This is a genomic window from Candidatus Thiodiazotropha endolucinida (genome assembly GCF_001715975.1).
Taxonomy (GTDB): domain Bacteria; phylum Pseudomonadota; class Gammaproteobacteria; order Chromatiales; family Chromatiaceae; genus Thiodiazotropha; species Thiodiazotropha endolucinida.
On sequence record NZ_MARB01000005.1, the window covers coordinates 150193 to 171714 of the forward strand.

The window sequence follows — 21522 nt, forward strand, 5'->3', positions numbered from 1 at the left end:
ATGAACGCCACTCAATTCGCCATCCCCGGTATACGGCTTGGCACGGCGGCGGCAGGAATCAAATATCCCGACAGGGATGATATGGTGGTCATCGAAGTGGTGGAAGGGGCGAGTTGCGCGGCGGTGTTTACCCGCAATGCCTTTTGTGCCGCGCCGGTTCAGCTCGCCAAAAAACATCTGGCGCTCAGGCCGCCGAGATATTTGCTGATCAATTCGGGAAATGCCAACGCAGGGACCGGCGATCAGGGTATGCAGGACGCCCATGCCTGTTGCCGGGTATTGGCGGAGACCGTAGCCTGTCAACCGGACCAGGTGCTGCCCTTTTCCACCGGAGTGATTGGTGAGAGCCTGCCAGTCGAACGCATCCACGATGCGCTACCCGCTGCCATTGACAACTTAAGCACCGGTAGTTGGGAGACCGCCTCAAGGGCCATTTTGACCACCGATACCCGACCGAAACTGCGTTCACGCCATTTTGAGTTTGAGGGCGTACAGGTACGTCTCACGGGCATGGCCAAGGGATCCGGCATGATCTGTCCCGACATGGCAACGATGCTGGCTTACCTGGCGACAGATCTGAGCATTTCCCAGGCGTTGTTACAGGCCTGTCTGGATGATGCGGTGAAGCCCTCATTCAACAGTATTACTGTGGATGGCGATACCTCAACCAATGATGCCTGTGTGCTGATGGCCAGTGGTGCATCCACCCTTGCGCCGCTGACAGAGCGTGGATCCGATCTCTACAAGAAGTTTGTGGATGAAGTGACGGAACTCTGTATGGAGTTGGCGCGGGATATTGTCCGCGATGGTGAGGGGGCGACGAAGCTGGTGGAGATTCTGGTGCAGGATGCGGCAGATGAAAAGGAGGCAAGACGTGTTGCCTACACCATTGCCCATTCGCCCCTGGTCAAAACAGCGCTCTTCGCCTCCGATCCCAACTGGGGAAGGATTCTGGCAGCGGTGGGTCGTGCGGGGCTCGCCGGATTCGATATCGACCGTGTCGAAATCTGGCTCGATGATACCTGTATCGTGCGCAACGGCGGCCGGGCAGCGGAATATACCGAGCAGGCGGGGGCTTCGGTGATGAGTCGTGATGAGTTTACCATTCGTGTCATGCTCGGTCGTGGTGACATGCTGGCGCGGGTAGCGACCTGTGATCTCTCCTATGACTATGTCAAGATCAATGCTGAGTACCGTACCTGACGTGGTGTCCTATACTGTTCAACGGTTTCAGCGTGAGAGAAGCCGCTAGCTGTGTTGGCGAACCCTTTCCAGACATGCTGATCAATCAACAGGCCCCAAATGTTCAGACCCCAGGTTAGCCCACACACCATGATCCATGTAGTCGCAGCAGCCATCTTCGACAGCGGAGCTCGCGTGCTCGTGACCAGGCGTGTCGACCATCTGCACCAGGGCGGTTTGTGGGAGTTCCCGGGAGGCAAATGCGAACCGGGTGAATCCAACCAGCAGGCCTTGGCAAGGGAGCTCAAAGAGGAGCTCGGTATCGTACCGCTCGAGTGTGATCCCCTGATTCGGGTCAGGCATGATTACGGCGATCGCAACCTGCTGCTCGAGTTTTTTCGTGTCACTCGCTATCAGGGTGAGGCCAGCGGACTCGAGGGGCAGCCTTTGAAATGGCTGTTGCCTGAGGAGATGGAGCCAGGCGGTTTTCCCGCTGCCGACCGACCTGTGATCACCGCATTGCAGCTACCGAGCCGGTATCTGATTACAGGCGGGGATGGTGATCGGTTGGAGGATTTTCTGCAGCGGCTGGACAGGGCGCTGGATCGTGGTGTGGGTATTGTACAGTTACGGGCACACGGCTTGACGGATATAGATTACCGTGAGCTTTTGTCCGCCTGTCTACCCCGTTGTCACGGACGGGGCGTCAAACTCATCGTCAACCGGCCCGAGAGGGTGGCGGATTGGCGGCAAGAGGCCGATGGGGTTCACTTCACGGCACGGCAACTGATGGCACTGACGCACCATCCCTCCGGTGCAGGACTGCTGGGCGCTTCCTGCCACAATCCTGAAGAACTGGCACGGGCAGCCGAATTGGAGCTGGACTATGCGCTGCTTTCACCTGTCGAGGCCACAGGCTCGCATCCTCATGCCCAGGCCCTGGGCTGGTTTCGTTTCACGGAGTGGGTCGACCGGGTCAATATACCTGTCTACGCATTGGGTGGTATGCAGTCAGACTCGCTGAGGCAGGCAAAACTTGCCGGCGCTCAGGGGATCGCGGGTATTTCGACTTTTTGGGGGCTCAATCGGTAAACCCGTACTCTTCGATCAATTTTTGCAGTGTCTCGCCCGCATCCGGGGATTTGTCGATGAATTCAAATCCCGAATCGTAAAAAGCGGAATTGATATCTTTAGCACTCCAACGGCAGATTGCCTTGAATCTCATGGACCTGAGTTCACCCTCGCCGTCAGGCAGGCGGAGCTCGAGGTGCATCTCTTCACCGGTCTTTACCTGGCTTTCACTGATCAGCATCATGCCCTCGGTATTGATATCAACCACATGCCCCATCACACTGTTTTGATCAATCTGCCATACCCGCAGATAGTAGATCAGGTGACGACGCTTGATGGTACGCCGATCCGAGGGATGCGGCGTGTTTTCCTGGTTGTGTTGGCTTGGCCTCTTAATATACATCGCTTTCAGCCTTATATATTACGGGTAATGACGGTTCTGTTATTCCGGACTGTCAGACAGGTTTTGACCGGATAAGATAGACATCGGCTGATTGTTGCTAGAACTTAGGAGGAGATTGTTCAGGTTACCCGATGTTACTCGTCGCAGCCGGATGCGTCATCGGTTCAGATTTTATTAATCCATTAATATCAATTACTTGCGTGATGTAAAAAAAGAGCCTCTTTCTTGCTATCATGTTACACCGATATTAACCCCTGTGGTGTAGCGGGGTGGCCCTAGGGTCTGTTAACACCTATCCATTCGGTACTGCCAAAACGGTTCTTTCGTCCGGCAATGCAGAATGAACGAAATCCAGTAGTCTTATATGTGCGAATGATAATGCCGCCGGGCTGAAAAACAGCCTCAGCCCATCAGCTGTGATTGGATGGGAGTTGACAGGCACCAGCATGGAGTTGCTTGAGTCTAGAAAGGGATGACACACATATGTTCGCTAAATTTTCCGATCCTGAGCTGTTGTCAAACTCAGAGTACCAACAGGCACTGGTCAGATTAGCCATCTGGCTGTTCAGTATTCTGTTTATGTGGCTGGGTACTTCCACGGAGTATTACCCGGTTGGTACAAGTCTCTATCTGAGCCTGTATGGTTGCTATTTTGTTTTCTTCCTGGCAGTGCTGATCAACGTTGGATACAGACATGATTTGCCGTTCAGAAAGGAGATCATGCTGGTGGTTGATGTCAGCGCAACCAGCCTGGCAATCGTCCTGACATCGGATGCCATCAGCCCTTTCTACCTGATCTATCTGTGGATCTATCTCTCTTATGGGACCAGATATGGTAAACGGCTTCTGCTGATGGCGACCCTGCTCAATTTCAGTGCTTACAATCTGGTGCTGATCTATCTGCAATCTTGGCAGAGCCATGGTTTCGATGCCTTCTTTTTCCTGTTGCTACTGCTGGTCATTCCGCTCTATCAATACTTTCTTTTGAGGCGGCTCTACCTTGCCAAGCAGGAGGCGGAGTCTGCGAAGAAGGCCCGTGGTGATTTCTTGACAACCATGACGCATGAGCTGCGTACACCATTGATCGGTGTTATCGGCATGACCCGCTTGATGCAGGGAACACCCTTGGATATGGAACAGAAAGAGTATCTCCACTCGATTCAATCATCGGCCGATCTGCTGAAGTCATTGATCAGCGATGTGCTCGATCTATCCAAAATCGACGCCAACAGACTCGAACTGCTGCCTGAATGGTTCGATATCCGCAACCTGGTCAGAAGTGTTATCTCAAGCCAGGCAGAGATGGCCCATGATAAGCAAATCGAGCTCCTCTGCCATGTGGATCCAAACGTGGGACAGGAACTGTTTGGTGACAGGCTACGGATTTCGCAGATTCTGTTTAATCTGCTGGGTAATGCGGTGAAGTTTACCGACAAAGGATACATTCGCGTCGAATTGGAAAAGGTGGAAGACCCCGGAGTTTTTGCTCAACCCCATATTCTGCTCAAGGTAGAGGATACAGGCATCGGTATTCCACAAGATCGCCAGGAGGCGGTGTTCGACAGTTTCTGGCAAGCGGATATCGGCAATGCACGCCGTTTTGAGGGAGCGGGATTGGGCACCACTGTGGTACGTGATCTGACCCGGCTGATGGGTGGGACGGTGGAAGTGGTCAGCCAGTTGGGCGAGGGGTCCGCCTTCAGTGTCAGGTTGCCACTGCAGATGAGGGATGGTCAGTTGGAAGGGGGGGAGGCATTTCAGCTAGAGGGTCGCTGCATACTCATCTATGAGGAGGATTCCAAGGCAATGGAGTTGCATAGCGCAGTTGCTCGGGAGCTGTGCATGAAGGTGATAACCGCCAACCGTCCAGGTGATTTTCTTGCCAGCCTGGACAACCGTGTTGAGTTATTGATGGTCTGCGATTCACTACACGATACATCCATACAGGAGATTTTATATAAGGCTCATGCGGTTGTACCCGCACTGCCTCTTATCGTCGCCGGGTATCGTGGCCGTATGCAGGACATGGGCGTCATCAAAAACCCTGAAAATATCCTGTTCAAACCATTTCTCGCATCAGAGTTTGCCCAGATGGCGATGCGGGCACTGGACATCAGATCGAGCCGGCAACTAAATCTATACCCGGCTGATATGGAACCAGTGGATAAGCAAGGTATCAATGTACTGTTAGCCGAGGATAACGCCATTGCGGCAAAAGTGATCTCCACCTTGCTGATTCAACGCGGGCACAGGGTACGGATAACCAAGGATGGCAGCGAGGCACTGCAAGCGGTTTCGGATGAAGACTATGAGCTGGCCTTTATCGATCTGCGCATGCCCAATATGGATGGACTGGAATTTACACGGCGTTATCGAAGCATCGAACCCAAGCATCGTTATATGCCGATCTATGCATTGACTGCAAACAGTGTGCACGAGATGTTTGATCGTTGCGTTGAAGCGGGTATGGACGGTTTTCTGACCAAACCGGTTGAACCGGAAATGCTGGATGCAATCATCGAACAGTGCAAATTAAATATCAATCGACCCTCTCCCGGAGAACCGCATCCTGTTCCTACCTAATTGGCCCGGCGTTTACAGTGATAGGGCCTGCCAGATAGCAAGGGTCGGTTTGGCCTGATTCATGGTGTAGAAGTGCAGTCCCGGTGCTCCCCCTTCCAATAGGCGTTCACATAATCGGATTACGGTCTCGGTACCGTAGCTGCGAATCGCCTCCAGGTCGTCACCGAATCCTTCAAGCCGTTTTCTCAGCCAGCGGGGGATCTCCGTGCCACAGGCATCGGAGAAACGGGCCAGTTGGGTGAAATTTGTTATCGGCATTATGCCAGGGACTATTGGGATATCGATCTGCAGCTTTTGACAGTTATCGAGAAATCGAAAATAGGCATCGGCATTATAGAAATATTGGGTTATGGCGCTGTCTGCGCCTGCTTCTATCTTGCGCTTGAAATAAATCAGGTCCTGTTCCGGGCTGCTCGCCTGGGGATGAAACTCGGGATAGGCTGCGACCTCGATATGAAAGAGGCGAGGGTAGGTCTCCTGGATCAGTTCCACCAGTTGATTGGCATGATTCAGGTCACCTAGCTCACCCAGGCCTGTGCCCGAGGGCAGATCGCCTCGCAGCGCAACCAGACGACGAATGCCTATCGACTTGTAGTGTTCGAGAATCTCTAGAATTTCATCCCGATTGGCACCGATACAGGAGAGATGGGGAGCGGTGGTAATCTGTTCATCCATCAACCACTCTACAGTATCGAATGTCCGCTGCCGAGTGGATCCGCCGGCACCGTAGGTGACGGAAAAGTAGGCTGGCTGCTTGGTGTTCAGCTCAGCTACATTCTGTTTGAGGTTTTCCAAACCCTTTTCCGTCTTTGGCGGGAAGAGTTCAAAGCTGAAGTTTCGTTGTTGATGTTCTGTATGCATAGCTGGGTCTATTTAGCACTGAATTCTAATTTGGCCTCTGTCGCTGGAAAGGCTCACCAGGATGGCAGAGCCACGCCCTGATGCGTTATCAGTGACCGGCATGGCGGGGCTGCCCGCCAGATTGGCAAGCGGATCAGTCGATTCCGGTTCAACTGCACCTGTCAGTAGCGGTAGTGATCGGGTTTGTACGGTCCTTCGACAGGCACACCGATATAGTCAGCCTGTTCCGGGGTAAGGGTCGTCAAATGGGCGCCGATCTTTTCCAGGTGTAGCCGGGCTACCTCTTCATCCAGTTTTTTGGGCAGTACATAGACCTCGTTTTTGTAGTTTTCCGAATGGGTGAAAAACTCAATTTGCGCCAATACCTGATTGGAAAAAGAGTTGGACATGACAAAACTTGGATGCCCCGTGGCACACCCCAGATTGACCAATCTGCCCTCGGCGAGCAGGATAATGCGCTTGCCGTCCGGGAAGATGACATGGTGCACCTGAGGTTTGATCTCTTCCCAGGCATAGTGGCGGATGCCGGCAATATCTATCTCATTGTCGAAGTGTCCGATGTTGCACACGATCGCCTGGTCCTTCATCGCCGCCATGTGATCGTGGGTGATGATCTTGAAGTTGCCGGTGGTGGTGACAAAGATATCACCCTGGGGCGCCGCCTCTTCCATGGTGATCACGCGATAGCCTTCCATCGCTGCCTGGAGTGCGCAGATGGGATCGATTTCCGTGATCCATACTGTAGCTCCCAGCCCGCGCAATGACTGTGCGCAACCCTTGCCCACATCGCCGTAACCGGCGACCACGGCTATTTTTCCGGCAATCATCACGTCGGTGGCGCGTTTGATGCCATCGACCAGGGACTCACGACAGCCGTAGAGATTGTCGAACTTCGATTTGGTGACCGAGTCGTTAACGTTCATGGCCGGGAAGAGCAGCGTGCCCTGTTCCATCATCTGATAGAGCCGATGGACACCTGTTGTGGTCTCCTCGGTGACCCCCTTAATCGATTCCGCCATACGGTGATAGCGTTTGGGATCCTCTTCGAGACTGCGTTTCAATACGCCCAGGATTACACGCCACTCCTCGGGGTCGTCATCCTGAGGTTCGGGAACCGCACCTGAATCGGCGAATTCAACCCCTTTATGGACCAGCAGGGTTGCGTCACCGCCATCGTCGAGAATCATGTTCGGGGCACCACCGTCCGGCCAATTGAGGACCTGCTCGGTGCACCACCAATACTCTTCCAATGTCTCTCCCTTCCAGGCATATACAGGAATCCCTTCTGCGGCAATCGCCGCTGCAGCATGATCCTGGGTAGAGAAGATGTTACAGGAGCACCAGCGAACCTGGGCGCCAAGGGTGACCAGTGTCTCAATCAGCACCGCGGTCTGAATCGTCATATGCAGGGAACCGGTGATGCGGGCCCCCTTGAGCGGCTGTTGAACAGCATATTTCTCCCTGATCGCCATCAAACCGGGCATCTCGGTTTCAGCGATGGCAATTTCACGACGTCCGTAGTCGGCCAGTGATATGTCGGCAATCTTGTAGTCGGTGAACTGATTTGACGAATCGGTAACTTTGTAGTTGGTCAACTCACTCATGGTAGTCATCTCCTGATTATCGTGAGTGAGCGCGGTTGATTGCATCAAGCCTCCCTTCCGAGCCTGGCGGATGTTCACCCGTTGCAGCGCTCCTCGGTCAGGATGTCTAATTATGAATTATGAATCTTGAATTGTGAATTGTTGAGGGTGCTCCGCACGGGTTTGTATCGCCAAGAGACTCCAGGAATTAAAGGAGACGCGAGTGTGGCGAGCACATCAATTCATAATTGATAATTCAGAATTACTAAACTTAAATTCCGGCATCCTCCCGCAACTGCTCTGCTTTGTCCGTGAGCTCCCAGGTGAATCCCTCGTCTTCTCGGCCGAAATGTCCGTAGGCGGCGGTCTTTCTGTACTGGATACGGTCACTGTTCAGGAGATCCAGCATTTTCAGGATGCCGTAGGGTCGCAAATCAAAGTTCCGGCGCACCAGTTCCGCGATCTTCTCATCGGCAATTTTGCCGGTGCCGAAGGTCTCGATCATGATTGAGGTGGGTTCAGCCACGCCGATGGCATAGGAGATCTGGATTTCACAGCGGTCCGCCAGGCCGGCGGCAACAACGTTTTTCGCCACATAGCGGCCGGCATAGGCGGCTGAACGATCAACCTTGGATGGATCCTTACCCGAAAAAGCGCCTCCGCCATGACGTGCAGAGCCACCATAGGTATCTACAATGATTTTACGTCCGGTAAGACCGCAGTCACCCACCGGACCACCGATGACAAAGCTGCCGGTCGGGTTGATATGGATCTTCTCCTGGGGGCATTGATCCAGCCACTCCTTGGGCAGAACCGGTTGGATGATATTCTCCATCACAGCTTCGCGCAGATGGGCGTTATCGATATCGGGGTCGTGCTGGGTCGACAGTACCACGGCACCGATACCGCTGACCTTGCCGTCCTCATAACGCAGCGTGACCTGGCTTTTGGCATCCGGGCGCAGCCACGGCAGGATTCCTGCCTTGCGTATTTCCGATTGCCTTTGAACCAGCCGATGGGCATAGGTGATCGGTGCCGGCATCAGCACATCAGTCTCATTGGTGGCGTAGCCGAACATCATCCCCTGGTCGCCGGCACCCTGTTCTTCAGGGCTGGTTCGATCGACACCCTGCGCAATATCGCCGGACTGTTTGCCGATCAGGGACATTACCGCGCAGGTGGAACCGTCGAAACCTACGTCGGAGCTGGTGTAACCGATATTACACACCACCTCTCTGACCAGGTCGTCAAGATCAATCCATGCCTCGGTGGTGATCTCGCCGGCAACGATGACGGCGCCGGTCTTGATCAGCGTTTCACATGCCACCCGCGCCCTGTCCGGGTTGGGGTCGGTTTGTAATATAGCATCCAGCATGGCATCCGAGATTTGGTCGGCGACTTTATCTGGGTGACCCTCTGAAACTGACTCGGATGTAAAAATAAAATCTCTTGCCATCAAAATTCCTTAGACTTCAACAAGTGTATGTGAGGAGTTTTTCCAGTATCACATGATGCCGGATCTCGAGCTGTGAACAGATTGTGTCAGCTACAGGAGAAATCGGGATTTTACACGTCAGCCTGCTTTTTGCATAATGCCCCACCCCACAATCAATTCATAGTATTAAAGGGATCAATGATGGTTTCCTTACAAACCCCAATATGCGACTTTGGCGCACCCGCCCCGGATTTTAATTTACCGGGTGTCGACGGCCGGGATTGGTCCCTGCAGCAGTGTGCCGGTGAGCATGGTTTACTGGTGATGTTCATCTGTAATCACTGCCCGTATGTCAAGGCTGTGCAGCGTCGGATTGTTCGGGATACCAAAGAGTTATCTCAACTTGGCATCAATTCTGTGGCAATCATGTCGAACGATCCTGCCGAATATGCAGAGGACTCATTCGACAATATGCAACGGGTTGCCGAGCAAATGGGTTATCCCTTTCCCTATCTGTTTGATGAGACCCAGGCCGTCGCCAAGGCCTATGGCGCCATCTGTACCCCCGATTTCTTTGGCTACAATGCGGCGCTGGAGCTGCAGTATCGTGGCCGTCTGGATGAGAGTCGCAAAGAGACAGCTCCCTCAGATGTGCGGCGGGATCTCTATGAAGCCATGAAATTGGTGGCTGAGACGGGCCATGGACCGCAGGAGCAAATACCCAGCATGGGGTGCTCAATCAAGTGGAGAGAAGGGCCAACTACTTGAAACTGCATTGTTTATTAGGATATTAGGGTTTATTCATCAAGCCAGCTTATTGCCCCGTAAAGTCAGCTGCTTTGCCCATGTCGGGGGCTTGGGTCAGAATAGCTGACCTTTTGCCTTCCCGGACTTCGGTTGCGCAATAGGGATCAACATCCCGGTACGCTGTGAAATATCAATGCGAACGGATGTGAAAAGGGGTTTATTGATAACGAATTCAGTGGCTTGCCACACAGTTACTTTTGTCCGACAGATACAGACTACTAACTTTTTCTAATCAGGAGGGGTCAATGTCCTCACGAAGAGAACTCGCCAATGCCATACGTGCCCTGAGTATGGATGCCGTACAGAAAGCCAATTCAGGTCATCCTGGTGCGCCCATGGGTATGGCCGATATCGCAGAGGTGCTGTGGAATAACCACATGAAGCACAATCCGGCCAATCCGGAGTGGGCGGATCGCGACCGCTTTGTTCTCTCCAACGGTCATGGTTCAATGCTCATCTACTCACTTCTTCACCTGACCGGTTACGAATTGAGTATTGATGACCTGAAGAGTTTCCGCCAGCTGCACTCCAAGACCCCGGGTCACCCGGAGTACGGTTATGCACCGGGTGTTGAGACAACCACCGGACCACTGGGGCAGGGTATCACCAACGCGATCGGTATGGCGTTGGCTGAAAAGACCCTTGCGGCACAATTCAACAAGCCAGGTCATGAGATCGTTGACCACAACACCTATGCATTTCTTGGTGACGGCTGCATGATGGAAGGCATATCCCATGAAGCCTGTTCGCTGGCGGGTACCCTGGGTCTGGGCAAGCTGATCGCTTTCTGGGATGACAACGGTATCAGTATCGATGGTGAGACCGAAGGCTGGTTTACCGATGACACACCTGGCCGGTTCGAAGCTTATGGCTGGCATGTGATACGTGATGTGGACGGTCATGATGCGGCTGCCGTGGATCAGGCGATCGAGGCAGCCAAGTCGATGAGCGACAAGCCATCATTGATCTGCTGCAAGACCACCATCGGTTTCGGTTCACCCAACCTGGCGGGTAGTCACGACTGCCACGGTGCTCCTCTGGGCGATGATGAAATCGCCGCCACCCGGGAGCAGCTGGGTTGGTCCCACGAGCCTTTTGTCGTACCTGATGAAATATATGCGGGCTGGGATGCGAAAGACGCAGGCACCAGTGCCGAAAACGCTTGGAATGACAAGTTTGCGGCGTACGCAGAGGCCAACCCGGAGCTCGCGGCAGAGTTCAAGCGGCGTATGGCCGGTGATCTGCCTGCAAACTGGGATGAGGAGGCCGCTAAATTCATCGCCGAGGTCAACGCCAAGGCAGAGTCGCCGGCAACCCGTAAGGCATCGCAAAACGCACTCAACGGTTATGGTCCCCTGTTGCCTGAATTTATGGGTGGGTCTGCCGACCTGACCCCCTCGAATCTGACCGCCTGGTCCGGATCGAGCTCGATCACCGATGGCAACGCCGACGGTAACTATCTCTCATACGGCGTGCGTGAGTTCGGCATGTCCGCAATCATGAATGGTGTCGCACTGCACGGGGGATTCATCCCCTATGGCGGCACTTTCCTGATGTTCTCCGAATATGCCCGTAACGCATTACGCATGGCGGCATTGATGAAATTACGTTCGATCTTCGTCTATACCCACGATTCCATCGGTCTGGGCGAGGACGGCCCCACCCATCAGCCTATCGAGCAGATTCCAACCCTGCGAATGATTCCGAACATGGATGTATGGCGTCCCTGCGATGGGGTCGAAACGGCCGTCGCCTGGAAGGCCGCCGTTGAAAAGAATGACGGACCTTCCTCACTGATCTTTTCCCGCCAGGGGCTGGCACATCAGGAACGTAGCGACGAACAGATTGCAAACATCGCAAAGGGTGGTTACGTAGTCCGTGATTGCGAAGGCACCCCCGATGCCATTGTCATAGCAACCGGTTCCGAAGTGGGCATCGCCATTCAGGCCGCTGCCGATTCAGGCAAGAATGTGCGTGTGGTCTCCATGCCGAATACCAAAGTGTTTGATGAACAGGACGCTGCCTACAAAGAGTCGGTATTACCCTTGAATGTGACCGCACGTGTGGCTGTGGAAGCTGCAGTCACCGATGGCTGGTATAAATACGTCGGCCTCAACGGCAAGGTGATAGGTATCAACCGGTTTGGTGAATCGGCACCGGCTGGAGAACTGTTCAAAGCGTTTGGCTTCACCGCTGAAAAAGTGGCTGCTGCCATCAACGAGGTTTCTGCCTGATAACAAACGAACGGGTGCCGTGGGCACCCGTGAGTGAACGATTCAATTTAGATTACAACTCTACATAGCTATAAACGGAGAACTGAAATGACTATCAAAGTAGGTATCAATGGTTTTGGTCGTATCGGTCGTATGGCGTTCCGCGCTATCGCCAAAGATTTCCCTGGTATCGAAGTCGTTGGTATCAATGATCTTCTGGAACCTGACTACCTGGCTTACATGCTGAAATATGATTCAGTGCACGGTAATTTCCCCGGCGATGTTGCGGTCGACGGCAGCAACATGGTTGTCAACGGCAAGAATATCCGTCTCACGGCTGAGCGCGATCCGGCGAACCTGAAATGGGATGAGATCGGTGCCGACCTGGTCATTGAATGTACCGGCTTTTTCCTCACCGAGGAGACTTGCCAGAAGCACATCGATGCAGGTGCCAAGAAGGTAGTACAGAGTGCCCCTTCCAAAGACGCCACGCCGATGTTCGTCTACGGTGTCAACCACAATGACTACAACGGGCAGGCCATCGTCTCCGCCGCCTCCTGTACCACCAACTGCCTGGCACCGGTGGCCAAGGTGTTGAACGACAAGTGGGGCATCAAGCGTGGCCTGATGACCACCGTGCATGCAGCCACCGCCACCCAGAAGACCGTTGACGGCCCCTCGATGAAGGATTGGCGCGGCGGTCGCGGTATCCTGGAGAACATCATTCCGTCTTCCACCGGTGCCGCCAAGGCAGTGGGCAAGGTGCTGCCCGAGCTGAACGGTAAGCTGACCGGCATGGCCTTCCGCGTGCCCACTTCCGACGTCTCCGTGGTCGACCTGACCGTGGAGCTGAACAGTGGCGCCAGCTATGACGATATCTGTGCCGCCATGAAGGCCGCTTCCGAGTCGGGTGATCTGGCCGGTGTCCTGGACTACACCGAGGAGAAGGTGGTCTCCACCGACTTCCGCGGTCGTGGTACCCCCTCCATCTTCGACGCGGGCGCCGGCATCATGCTGGACGATACCTTCGTCAAGGTGGTCTCTTGGTACGACAACGAGTACGGCTATACCTGCAACATGCTGCGCATGGTCGAGCACGTGGCCTAGTAAGACTGCTCAACATGGGACGGTTAAACACCGTCCCATGATGCAGTGCGGAGAATTTTGAAATATGAATTTACCGGCTTTCAATGCATCGACTGACGATGTCATGAGTTCATAACTCAAAATTCACACTGAAAAATTAGAATCGACCTAGGAGTTCCTAATGTCTTTCATCAAGTTGACCGACCTCGACCTTGCCGGCAAGCGTATCTTGATTCGCGCCGATCTCAATGTTCCCGTCAAAGACGGTAAAGTCACGTCGGATGCCCGAATTACCGCCTCCATGCCCACAATCGAGCACTGCGTAAAATCGGGTGCCAGGGTACAGGTGATGTCTCATCGCGGTCGCCCCACGGAGGGAGAGGTGGATGCCGAGAACTCCATGCAGCCGATTGCCGATGACATGAGCGCCAAGCTCGGTAAGACGGTCCGTCTGGTCAAGGATTATCTGCAGAGCGCGCCCGAGGTGGCGGAAGGCGAGGTGGTGCTGTTTGAGAACGTCCGTTTCAACAGTGGTGAGAAGAAAGACAACGAGGAGCTGGCAAAGAAGTATGCCGCCCTCTGCGACGTCTTCGTGATGGATGCCTTCGGCACCGCCCACCGCGCCCAGGCCTCCACCCATGGTGCCGGCAAGTTCGCGCCGACAGCCTGTGCCGGCCTGTTGCTGGCCGACGAGCTGGATAATCTCGCCAAGGCGCTGGCCAACCCTGCCCGGCCGATGGTGGCGATTGTGGGAGGTTCCAAGGTCTCCACCAAGCTAACCGTGCTCGAGGCTCTGTCAGAAAAGGTGGATCAACTGGTGGTGGGTGGCGGTATTGCCAATACCTTCCTCAAGGCGACCGGGCACAACGTGGGAAAATCCCTGTGCGAGGACGACCTGGTGCCGACAGCGCAGGCATTGATCGAAAAGATGAAGTCGCGCGGTGCGAATATTCCGATTGCCACAGATGTGGTGGTAGGCAAAAACTTTGCGGAAGATGAGCCTGCCGTATTGAAGTCAGCGGGTGAGGTCGAAGACGATGAAATGATCTTCGACATCGGACCGGATAGCGCCAATGAACTGGCTGATATCATCAAACAGGCCGGCACCATCGTCTGGAATGGACCGGTTGGCGTTTTCGAGTTCGATCAGTTTGGCGAGGGTACCAAAACCGTATCCATGGCGATAGCCGATTCCGACGGTTTCTCCCTGGCCGGTGGTGGCGACACCATTGCCGCCATTCAAAAGTACGACATATATGAGAAGGTTTCTTATATCTCCACAGCGGGTGGCGCCTTTCTTGAATACCTGGAAGGTAAGACTCTGCCTGCGGTGGCAATGCTTGAAGCGCGTGCAGCTGAGTAACTGGAGCATCGATCGAAAACGGTTGAGCAGCGGTTCAGCCGGTTTATTCATGCGTTGAGCATGTAGCTGGATTTTTATGCCAAGACGAACAAAAATTGTTGCAACCCTGGGACCGGCGACGGATGATCCAAAGATCCTTGACGACATCATCCATGCAGGGGTGGATGTGGTTCGCCTCAATCTATCCCATGATCATCATGATGCCCAGCGCCAGCGGGCTGAGAGGATACGTAATCGGGCACGTGCCTGTGGACGGCAGATTGGTGTTTTGGCCGATCTGCAAGGACCGAAGATACGTATCGGCCGATTCAAGGCGGGTGCAATCAATCTGAGTGAAGACGACATATTCATGCTCGATGCCGACTGTGCACTGGATGCAGGTGATCAGCAGCGGGTCGGATTGACCTACCCGCAACTGGTAGGGGATGTCGCGCGTGGCGATACCCTGTTATTGGATGATGGCGCAATTGTGCTCTGGGTCTCCGATGTGGAAGGTAACGTGATTCGTTGCAAGGTGATTGTCGGTGGCAGGCTTTCCAACAACAAGGGCATCAACAAGCAGGGCGGCGGGCTTTCTGCGCCGGCATTGACCGACAAGGACAGGAACGATATCAGATTTGCGGCAGAAATCGATGTCGACTATCTTGCCGTCTCCTTTGTACGTAATGGAGAGGACGTGAAGGAGGCGCGCCGTCTCTTGGATGAGGCGGGTGGGACCGGCGGCATCATCGCCAAGATCGAGCGTGCCGAGGCACTGGACAGTATCGAGGAGATTATCAAGTCTTCCGATGCCATTATGGTTGCCCGTGGCGACCTGGGTGTTGAGATCGGCGATGCGGAGCTGCCAGCGGTGCAGAAGGAGCTGATCAAGACCGCGCGCGGGATGAATTGCGTGGTTATCACCGCCACCCAGATGATGCAGTCGATGATCGAGAATCCCATACCTACGCGGGCCGAAGTGTTCGATGTGGCGAATGCGGTCATGGATGGCACCGATGCAGTGATGCTCTCTGCCGAAACCTCTGTGGGCAAGTATCCGCACAAGGTCATCGAAGCGATGGACCGGGTCTGTTCAGAGGCGGAAAAACATCAAACCGCACGACGTTCGCATCATAGGATCGATAGTGTGTTTGGCCGTGTCGACGAATCGATCGCGATGGCGACCATGTATACTGCCAATCACTTGGGTGTGAAAGGGATCGCCGCACTGACGGAATCGGGCTCCACAGTGAAATGGATGTCTCGTATCAGTTCCGATATTCCCATTTATGCTTTGACGCGTCATGTGCGTACAAGACGCAAGGTCACCCTCTACCGTGGTGTCTATCCGGTGAGTTTTGACGTTGCGAGTACAAATGTCGATAAGGTGAACGAAGAAGTGATCGATGAACTGCTGAGACGCGGTGAAGTTCGTGAAGGTGACTTGGTGATTATCACTAAGGGTGATCGCTCCGGTGTGGAGGGTCAAACCAATATTATGAAAGTGATGCGCGTCGGTGAGCATGTTCTCGCTGAAGACACGATTAAAAGGTGACCCCGCCTGGCGGGGTCATCGACAGTTGAAATTACTATAGACACATAACCAAGGAGGCTATCATGGCTCTGATATCCCTGCGCCAACTTCTCGACCATGCTGCGGAAAACGGCTACGGTTTACCGGCGTTCAATGTCAACAATATGGAACAGGTGCATGCCATCATGCAGGCTGCTGACGCGGCCAAAAGCCCTGTAATCCTGCAGGGTTCCGCCGGAGCTCGCTCCTATGCGGGAGAACCTTTCCTGCGTCACCTGATCATCGCCGCAACTGAGATGTATCCGCACATCCCGGTCTGTATGCACCAGGATCACGGTACATCACCCTCAGTCTGCCTGCGTTCCATTCAATCGGGCTTCTCTTCAGTTATGATGGACGGATCATTGATGAGCGACGGCAAAACACCCTCGTCATACGAATACAATGTGGATGTGACCAAAACCGTGGTCGCAATGGCCCACGCCGGTGGCGTCTCCGTTGAGGGCGAACTCGGTTGTCTGGGATCCCTTGAAACCGGTCAGGCCGGTGAAGAGGATGGCGTGGGTGCCGAGGGCACGCTCGATCACAGCCAGCTGTTGACCGATCCCGATGAAGCGGCCGATTTCGTCAAGAAGACAGGTGTGGACGCCCTGGCGATTGCGATTGGGACATCCCACGGCGCCTACAAGTTCACCCGCCCCCCCACCGGCGATATCCTGGCCATCGATCGGGTGAAGGAGATCCATGCGCGTATTCCTGACACCCATCTGGTCATGCACGGTTCCTCTTCGGTGCCGCAGGACTGGCTGGCGATCATCAATGAGTATGGCGGCGATATGGGTGAGACCTATGGCGTGCCCGTGGAGGAGATCGCCGAAGGTATCAAGCATGGTGTACGCAAGGTCAATATTGACACCGATCTGCGCATGGCATCGACCGGTTCTATCCGTAAGCATCTGCACGACAACAGGTCCAACTTCGATCCGCGGAAGTTCCTCAAGGAAGCCACCAAGGCGATGTCGGAGATCTGTAAGGCGCGTTATGAAGCCTTTGGCTCGGTAGGTATGGCTGACAAGATCGTACCGATCTCACTGGAAGATATGCAAAATCGTTATGAGAGCGGCGAACTCGACCCTAAGGTCAACTGATCCGGTTGAGCGGTGAGTCAGGAAATAAAAAGGGGGCGAAAGCCCCCTTTGTCATTCTGCTGTGACGTAGCTACGTCTCGCCCCTATAACAAGCCTTCTCTCTGCAGTACTTTCTTGAGTTGATTGGGATTGAAGCCGACAAACTTATTACTTCCGATAACGATCAGAGGTACGGTTTGCCCACCGATCTCAAAAAACTGTTTCTGCATTTTTCCAGGTTTGCCCACATTGAAGTCTAAAAAAGGAACCTTATTCCTCTTTAGCCAACGTTTCAGATGCTGGCAATGGGGGCATCTCAGCGTGGTATAGATGACCACCCTGGCGGATTTAATATTGATTGCTGTCATACCAGACAAAATTTATACCACAATAGCTGAATCAGTTGATTCCGTCTCAATCACAATCATGCAACAAACAGTTACCTTGGTTATTAATAGAATCGGCAAGACAACATAAAAATTGAAGCCCGGTACGAACAAAATTCGCTATTGAGCTACTCCTCTCGCCAATCGCCAGTCAGGCGCTTTTCCGCTTCATTGTATTTTTCCGCTGTTTTATCAATTACCTCTTGGGGTAGCTCAGGTCCGGGTGGCGTCTTATCCCAGTCGAGTGTCTCCAGATAGTCTCTTACGAACTGCTTGTCGAAGCTGGGAGGACTGCATCCCGGGCGATAAGAGCTTGCCGGCCAGAATCGGGATGAATCCGGCGTCAACACTTCATCGATAAGATGGACCCTGCCCTGAGCATCCAAACCGAACTCAAATTTCGTGTCCGCGATGATAATACCCCTTTCAAGGGCATAGTCAGCCGCCTGTCTGTAGATATCCAGACTCAGATCTCTAACCTGACAGGCAACATCCTTTCCTAACAGCGCCTCAGCCTGCTCGAATGAGATATTCATATCATGATCCCCAACCTCCGCCTTCGTTGAAGGGGTGAAGATTGGTTCCGGGAGCCTGGCGGCCTGTTGCAACCCTTCAGGCAGGGATATGCCGCATACACTTCCGTTCTGTTGGTAGTCCTTCCAGCCGGATCCTATCAGGTAGCCCCTGACGATTGCTTCAACCGGCAGTGGTTTTAGCTTGCGCGCCAGTATCCATCGATCCCCTAGAATCTCACGCTGTCGTGGGTCTGTTACAATCTTCTCCAGCGGGATATCCTTGAGATGGTTGGGTACGATGTGGCGGGTGCGATTGAACCAAAAGTTGGCTACTCTGGTCAGTACTTCCCCCTTGCCGGGTATGGGTTGAGGCAATACGACATCAAACGCTGAGAGTCGATCTGTAGTGACAATAAGCAGGTGATCCTCATCCGCTTCATAGATATCGCGAACCTTGCCGCGATTGAGTAACTTCAGGTTAAGATCGGACTCGAACAGCGTATTGCTAACATTATTCATATCACAAGCCGGGGATGTAAAATTCCATTATACCCAATGCTGTTATAAGCCCTAATAAAAAATGACAATATCGTAACAATTGGTCAATAGCCCGACAGTGACATCTCAAGGTACTTCAATCAAAGCTCACACATGACATAATCCATCACATGAACATAGTATCTTCCGTGGATGAACAGAATGCTTATCTGCAAGCCTTCAGGGGGAGTTTCACTTCAACCCTCAGATGGCATCAGTTGGATGCCTTGTGGCAGGTATTGAAAGAGGATGCCGCTGGTGGGTGGTATATCTATGCCATAGGCGAGCCGCCACCGACCTCCATCGCTGACGCCAATATGGTTCTCAAGTTCATCGATAGCATCGATGTTCTGTTGCGCAGCGAACATGAAGAAGACTATTGCGGTATCGTCTATGCGGACGATCTCGATCAACCCGGTTTCATCAAAATCTATGATCCCAATAATCTGGGCGTCTCCTGTGGATATAGCGACAACCCGCCACTGCCCGGTTGGGTATTGAGCAAGCTTCCTCCCATCGATCTGCCTGGCACGATGGTGCCGAAGAATCGCAAACGATGGTGGCAGGCGCTGTGGAGTAAACCCTGAATTATTTCGGGGTTTATGCAGGCAAATCGTGCTATTCTCCTTAACCAAGTAATTTTGTGGGGAATTGGTGGGCTATGGCAACTACTCAAGATATCAGTACAGGCAGGACCTTGAATGACCGACTGGCCATTACTCGGGGTGTGATGAATATGTTCGAGAACTGGGGTCTGCACGCTGAAGAGATGATGGCGCTGTTGAATTTAGAGGGAAAGGCACGCCATTTTACACAGTATCGCCACAACAAACCGCTACCGGATACCCCTGATGTCATGAGACGGGTGGAATATCTTGTGCGTATCGATGATGCGCTGCGTACGACCTATCCCTCCAATCCGAGCATGGGCAAACGCTGGCTGCGCCAGCGTAGCCACAAATTCAACAAGCACTCTCCACTGTCGATGATGATCGGCGATGGAGAGCAGGGCATGATCTATGTGCTCTCCAGGCTGGACTGTACATTCGCCTGGGACCAGAGCGGATCAATACCCAGTTCCAGGAGTTTAGAGTGTTGAGTTTTTAGTTTTGAATAGAGGGTTCGCTTCGCTCAATACGTTTTAGGTTTTCAGATCCCCGCCTTCTTGCGGAAGATGGTGCATTGGATTAGTGTTAACAGGCCCTAGAAGAGACTAAGGAAAGCCAGGCGTGGCCCAGAAAACTCAACACTCAAGACTTTCCATTGTCCGTACTATGCCTGCTCCAGGCGAGTCAGCCATACATCAAGACCCTGGGCGTCCAACTTCAGATCCATTGACATCCGTTGTTCAATGATTTCGGGAGATTGGCGACAGCCATGGGCCTTGAGTTCATCCATCATCCAATCCTTCAAGCTGTTGCGAATATCCGCAACCCGCTCCTCCCCGGGGTTCGCACTGGATGCCCTGGCGATGGCTGCGAACTCTTCAATATATCGGCTCAGCTTTTCAGCCATCTCCTTTGGCCTCCCGATTTCACCGTAATGGGTCAGATAGATGCGCTCAGGTGACAGTGTAATCAATCGCTCCAGCGTGTTTTGCCATGCTTCTGGATCGAATTGCACAGGGGTTGTTGTCGGCATGATGAAGTGGCCGTGCTCGGTGTCGAATTCCCGGTATGACAGGCCGAAGGTGTCGCCGGTGAACATTGCCTGGCCCATGGCGTCGTAGACACAGAAATGGTGTCGGGCATGCCCGGGAGTATCCAATATCAACAACTCCCTGTTGCCGAAGCTCAGGCGCGTGTTATCCGGTGCTTCGATGACACGCTCTTTGGGGATGGATGTCAACTTGCCGAACTGTCGCTCGAATTGTTCCTCGCCATAGACCGCAGTTGCACCGGCGATCAATTTCGAGGGATCGATCATGTGTTTGGCGCCATAGGGGTGGATTACGAGGGATGCGTTGGGCAACCTGCGCATCAGTTCCCCGGCACCGCCGGCATGATCGAGGTGCACATGAGTCGGTATGACATATTTTACCTGTGATGGCTGTATCCCTTTCGCCTTCAGGACATCCATGAGATAGGGGACAGTATGACTGGTTCCGGTATCTATAAATACCGCTTCACCCTCGGATTCCACGAGATAACAGGCAGCCAGTTCGGGCCGTTGATAATGGGTGTCTATACAGGTTATATGATTCGCATACTCTATGATGTCGAGTTCCGGCATCGCGCCACCTATTTGTCTTCACTGTTATCTTGATTGGCAATGGTCCCTTCCGCACCCTGCAACAGGTTTTGAATATTGGATCGGTGGCGCCAAAACAGAATCGACGACATTACGATCTGCATCACCACCAGTTCGGTCTCTGGCCAGATCACCCAGACTATCAACGGTGCCAGCGCCATTGAGACAAGCGCTGAGAGTGAAGAGATATTGACCACTTTTGCAATGAACAACCAGATCAAAGCAACCGCCAATCCGATCCCCCAATGGAGACCGAATTGCACACCCAGGGCGGTTGCAACCCCTTTACCGCCTTTAAATCTGAAAAATAAGGGATAGAGATGACCGAGAAAGGCCGCCATACCGGTCAAGGCGAGTACCAGTGCAGAGGCGCCTAGCAGATGAGCCGCAACCATTGGCAGCAATCCCTTCAGTGAATCACCGAGCAGGGTTATGGCTGCCGCCTTTTTGCCACCGATACGCAGTACATTGGTGGCACCCGGATTATTCGATCCCTGACTTCTCGGATCGGGCAATCCCATGATGCGGCAGACAATGATGGCGCTCGAAATGGAACCCAGCAGATAGGCGCCAAGTATGAGTAGAGAGTCAGTGATCATGTGTACGC

General features: G+C 53.5%; 19 protein-coding genes and 1 riboswitch. Of the genes, 11 read left to right on the forward strand and 8 right to left on the reverse strand.

Features of this window, described 5'->3' with window-relative positions; all coding sequences use genetic code 11:
* Together argJ and CODIS_RS05705 are read left to right on the forward strand one after the other, a co-directional pair.
* Positions 1-1203, forward strand: a complete 1203-nt coding sequence (gene argJ, locus CODIS_RS05700) for a bifunctional glutamate N-acetyltransferase/amino-acid acetyltransferase ArgJ (RefSeq protein ID WP_069122044.1) — start codon at positions 1-3, stop codon at positions 1201-1203.
* Between the two features lie 129 nt (positions 1204-1332).
* Complete coding sequence (locus CODIS_RS05705; protein WP_235615139.1) at positions 1333-2274, forward strand: Nudix family hydrolase; 942 nt, start codon at positions 1333-1335, stop codon at positions 2272-2274.
* Here the strand turns inward: CODIS_RS05705 and CODIS_RS05710 are convergent.
* The gene (locus tag CODIS_RS05710; RefSeq protein WP_069122050.1) at positions 2264-2656 is read right to left on the reverse strand and encodes a PilZ domain-containing protein; all 393 of its coding nucleotides are present in this window, start codon (positions 2654-2656) and stop codon (positions 2264-2266) included. The two genes, CODIS_RS05705 and CODIS_RS05710, sit on opposite strands and share 11 nt — an antisense overlap.
* Positions 2657-3139: 483 nt before the next feature.
* Between CODIS_RS05710 and CODIS_RS05715 the strand changes: the two genes are divergently transcribed.
* Positions 3140-5239 (forward strand): ATP-binding protein, encoded by a 2100-nt coding sequence (locus tag CODIS_RS05715; protein WP_069122053.1) that lies wholly within the window; start codon positions 3140-3142, stop codon positions 5237-5239.
* Positions 5240-5251: 12 nt separating this feature from the next.
* Here CODIS_RS05715 and metF read toward each other — a convergent pair whose 3' ends face one another.
* The 3 genes from metF to metK all read right to left on the reverse strand — a co-directional run bounded on the left by metF (position 5252) and on the right by metK (position 9139).
* On the reverse strand, positions 5252-6100 hold the full coding sequence (gene metF / locus CODIS_RS05720) for a methylenetetrahydrofolate reductase [NAD(P)H] (RefSeq protein WP_069122055.1): 849 nt from the start codon (positions 6098-6100) through the stop codon (positions 5252-5254).
* Positions 6101-6261: 161 nt separating this feature from the next.
* Positions 6262-7704, reverse strand: a complete 1443-nt coding sequence (gene ahcY, locus CODIS_RS05725) for an adenosylhomocysteinase (RefSeq protein WP_069122057.1) — start codon at positions 7702-7704, stop codon at positions 6262-6264.
* A gap of 20 nt (positions 7705-7724) precedes the next feature.
* Positions 7725-7805: riboswitch (S-adenosyl-L-homocysteine riboswitch) on the reverse strand.
* Positions 7806-7954: 149 nt separating this feature from the next.
* Positions 7955-9139 (reverse strand): methionine adenosyltransferase, encoded by a 1185-nt coding sequence (gene metK / locus CODIS_RS05730; RefSeq protein ID WP_069122060.1) that lies wholly within the window; start codon positions 9137-9139, stop codon positions 7955-7957.
* Between the two features lie 180 nt (positions 9140-9319).
* Here metK and CODIS_RS05735 point away from each other — a divergent pair, with 180 nt between their 5' ends.
* The 6 genes from CODIS_RS05735 (at position 9320) to fba (ending at position 17248) form a co-directional block, all read left to right on the forward strand.
* Positions 9320-9886 carry a thioredoxin family protein gene (locus CODIS_RS05735; RefSeq protein WP_069122290.1) on the forward strand — a complete coding sequence of 189 codons (567 nt, stop codon included), beginning with the start codon at positions 9320-9322 and terminating at the stop codon, positions 9884-9886.
* A 284-nt stretch (positions 9887-10170) separates the two neighbouring features.
* Entirely contained in the window at positions 10171-12159 is a 1989-nt protein-coding gene (tkt, locus tag CODIS_RS05740; protein ID WP_069122066.1) for a transketolase, read from the forward strand.
* Between the two features lie 87 nt (positions 12160-12246).
* Positions 12247-13245, forward strand: a complete 999-nt coding sequence (gap, locus tag CODIS_RS05745) for a type I glyceraldehyde-3-phosphate dehydrogenase (RefSeq protein WP_069122069.1) — start codon at positions 12247-12249, stop codon at positions 13243-13245.
* Between the two features lie 160 nt (positions 13246-13405).
* The gene (locus CODIS_RS05750) at positions 13406-14587 is read left to right on the forward strand and encodes a phosphoglycerate kinase (RefSeq protein WP_069122072.1); all 1182 of its coding nucleotides are present in this window, start codon (positions 13406-13408) and stop codon (positions 14585-14587) included.
* A 76-nt stretch (positions 14588-14663) separates the two neighbouring features.
* A complete protein-coding gene (gene pyk / locus CODIS_RS05755; protein WP_069122075.1) occupies positions 14664-16121 on the forward strand; it encodes a pyruvate kinase in 1458 nt (485 codons plus the stop codon).
* Positions 16122-16183: 62 nt separating this feature from the next.
* Positions 16184-17248 carry a class II fructose-bisphosphate aldolase gene (gene fba, locus CODIS_RS05760; protein ID WP_069122077.1) on the forward strand — a complete coding sequence of 355 codons (1065 nt, stop codon included), beginning with the start codon at positions 16184-16186 and terminating at the stop codon, positions 17246-17248.
* Positions 17249-17331: 83 nt separating this feature from the next.
* Here fba and CODIS_RS05765 read toward each other — a convergent pair whose 3' ends face one another.
* On the reverse strand, positions 17332-17595 hold the full coding sequence (locus CODIS_RS05765) for a glutaredoxin family protein (protein WP_069122080.1): 264 nt from the start codon (positions 17593-17595) through the stop codon (positions 17332-17334).
* Between the two features lie 146 nt (positions 17596-17741).
* Positions 17742-18647 carry a phosphoribosylaminoimidazolesuccinocarboxamide synthase gene (locus CODIS_RS05770; RefSeq protein WP_069122083.1) on the reverse strand — a complete coding sequence of 302 codons (906 nt, stop codon included), beginning with the start codon at positions 18645-18647 and terminating at the stop codon, positions 17742-17744.
* A gap of 149 nt (positions 18648-18796) precedes the next feature.
* On the opposite strand from CODIS_RS05770, the gene CODIS_RS05775 reads away from it, so the two are divergent.
* On the forward strand, positions 18797-19252 hold the full coding sequence (locus CODIS_RS05775; RefSeq protein ID WP_069122085.1) for a hypothetical protein: 456 nt from the start codon (positions 18797-18799) through the stop codon (positions 19250-19252).
* Positions 19253-19326: 74 nt separating this feature from the next.
* The gene (locus CODIS_RS05780; RefSeq protein WP_069122087.1) at positions 19327-19764 is read left to right on the forward strand and encodes a hypothetical protein; all 438 of its coding nucleotides are present in this window, start codon (positions 19327-19329) and stop codon (positions 19762-19764) included.
* Positions 19765-19937: 173 nt separating this feature from the next.
* Here the strand turns inward: CODIS_RS05780 and CODIS_RS05785 are convergent, their stop codons facing one another.
* Together CODIS_RS05785 and plsY are read right to left on the reverse strand one after the other, a co-directional pair.
* Positions 19938-20897: an MBL fold metallo-hydrolase gene (locus CODIS_RS05785; protein ID WP_069122088.1), complete on the reverse strand. Its 960-nt coding sequence runs from the start codon at positions 20895-20897 to the stop codon at positions 19938-19940.
* Positions 20898-20905: 8 nt separating this feature from the next.
* Positions 20906-21514 carry a glycerol-3-phosphate 1-O-acyltransferase PlsY gene (gene plsY, locus CODIS_RS05790; RefSeq protein ID WP_069122093.1) on the reverse strand — a complete coding sequence of 203 codons (609 nt, stop codon included), beginning with the start codon at positions 21512-21514 and terminating at the stop codon, positions 20906-20908.
* Between the last annotated feature and the right edge of the window lie 8 nt (positions 21515-21522).

What these genes read in the sequence shown, in the direction of transcription:
- gap (WP_069122069.1), top strand. Translation starts at nt 12,247, where the DNA reads ATGACTATCAAAGTAGGTATCAATGGTTTTGGTCGTATCGGTCGTATG.
- CODIS_RS05785 (WP_069122088.1), bottom strand. Translation starts at nt 20,897, where the DNA reads ATGCCGGAACTCGACATCATAGAGTATGCGAATCATATAACCTGTATA.
- CODIS_RS05780 (WP_069122087.1), top strand. Translation starts at nt 19,327, where the DNA reads ATGGCAACTACTCAAGATATCAGTACAGGCAGGACCTTGAATGACCGA.
- CODIS_RS05750 (WP_069122072.1), top strand. Translation starts at nt 13,406, where the DNA reads ATGTCTTTCATCAAGTTGACCGACCTCGACCTTGCCGGCAAGCGTATC.
- CODIS_RS05710 (WP_069122050.1), bottom strand. Translation starts at nt 2,656, where the DNA reads ATGTATATTAAGAGGCCAAGCCAACACAACCAGGAAAACACGCCGCAT.
- ahcY (WP_069122057.1), bottom strand. Translation starts at nt 7,704, where the DNA reads ATGAGTGAGTTGACCAACTACAAAGTTACCGATTCGTCAAATCAGTTC.
- argJ (WP_069122044.1), top strand. Translation starts at nt 1, where the DNA reads ATGAACGCCACTCAATTCGCCATCCCCGGTATACGGCTTGGCACGGCG.
- CODIS_RS05705 (WP_235615139.1), top strand. Translation starts at nt 1,333, where the DNA reads ATGATCCATGTAGTCGCAGCAGCCATCTTCGACAGCGGAGCTCGCGTG.
- CODIS_RS05715 (WP_069122053.1), top strand. Translation starts at nt 3,140, where the DNA reads ATGTTCGCTAAATTTTCCGATCCTGAGCTGTTGTCAAACTCAGAGTAC.
- tkt (WP_069122066.1), top strand. Translation starts at nt 10,171, where the DNA reads ATGTCCTCACGAAGAGAACTCGCCAATGCCATACGTGCCCTGAGTATG.
- pyk (WP_069122075.1), top strand. Translation starts at nt 14,664, where the DNA reads ATGCCAAGACGAACAAAAATTGTTGCAACCCTGGGACCGGCGACGGAT.
- CODIS_RS05765 (WP_069122080.1), bottom strand. Translation starts at nt 17,595, where the DNA reads ATGACAGCAATCAATATTAAATCCGCCAGGGTGGTCATCTATACCACG.
- metF (WP_069122055.1), bottom strand. Translation starts at nt 6,100, where the DNA reads ATGCATACAGAACATCAACAACGAAACTTCAGCTTTGAACTCTTCCCG.
- CODIS_RS05770 (WP_069122083.1), bottom strand. Translation starts at nt 18,647, where the DNA reads ATGAATAATGTTAGCAATACGCTGTTCGAGTCCGATCTTAACCTGAAG.
- plsY (WP_069122093.1), bottom strand. Translation starts at nt 21,514, where the DNA reads ATGATCACTGACTCTCTACTCATACTTGGCGCCTATCTGCTGGGTTCC.
- metK (WP_069122060.1), bottom strand. Translation starts at nt 9,139, where the DNA reads ATGGCAAGAGATTTTATTTTTACATCCGAGTCAGTTTCAGAGGGTCAC.
- CODIS_RS05775 (WP_069122085.1), top strand. Translation starts at nt 18,797, where the DNA reads ATGAACATAGTATCTTCCGTGGATGAACAGAATGCTTATCTGCAAGCC.
- fba (WP_069122077.1), top strand. Translation starts at nt 16,184, where the DNA reads ATGGCTCTGATATCCCTGCGCCAACTTCTCGACCATGCTGCGGAAAAC.
- CODIS_RS05735 (WP_069122290.1), top strand. Translation starts at nt 9,320, where the DNA reads ATGGTTTCCTTACAAACCCCAATATGCGACTTTGGCGCACCCGCCCCG.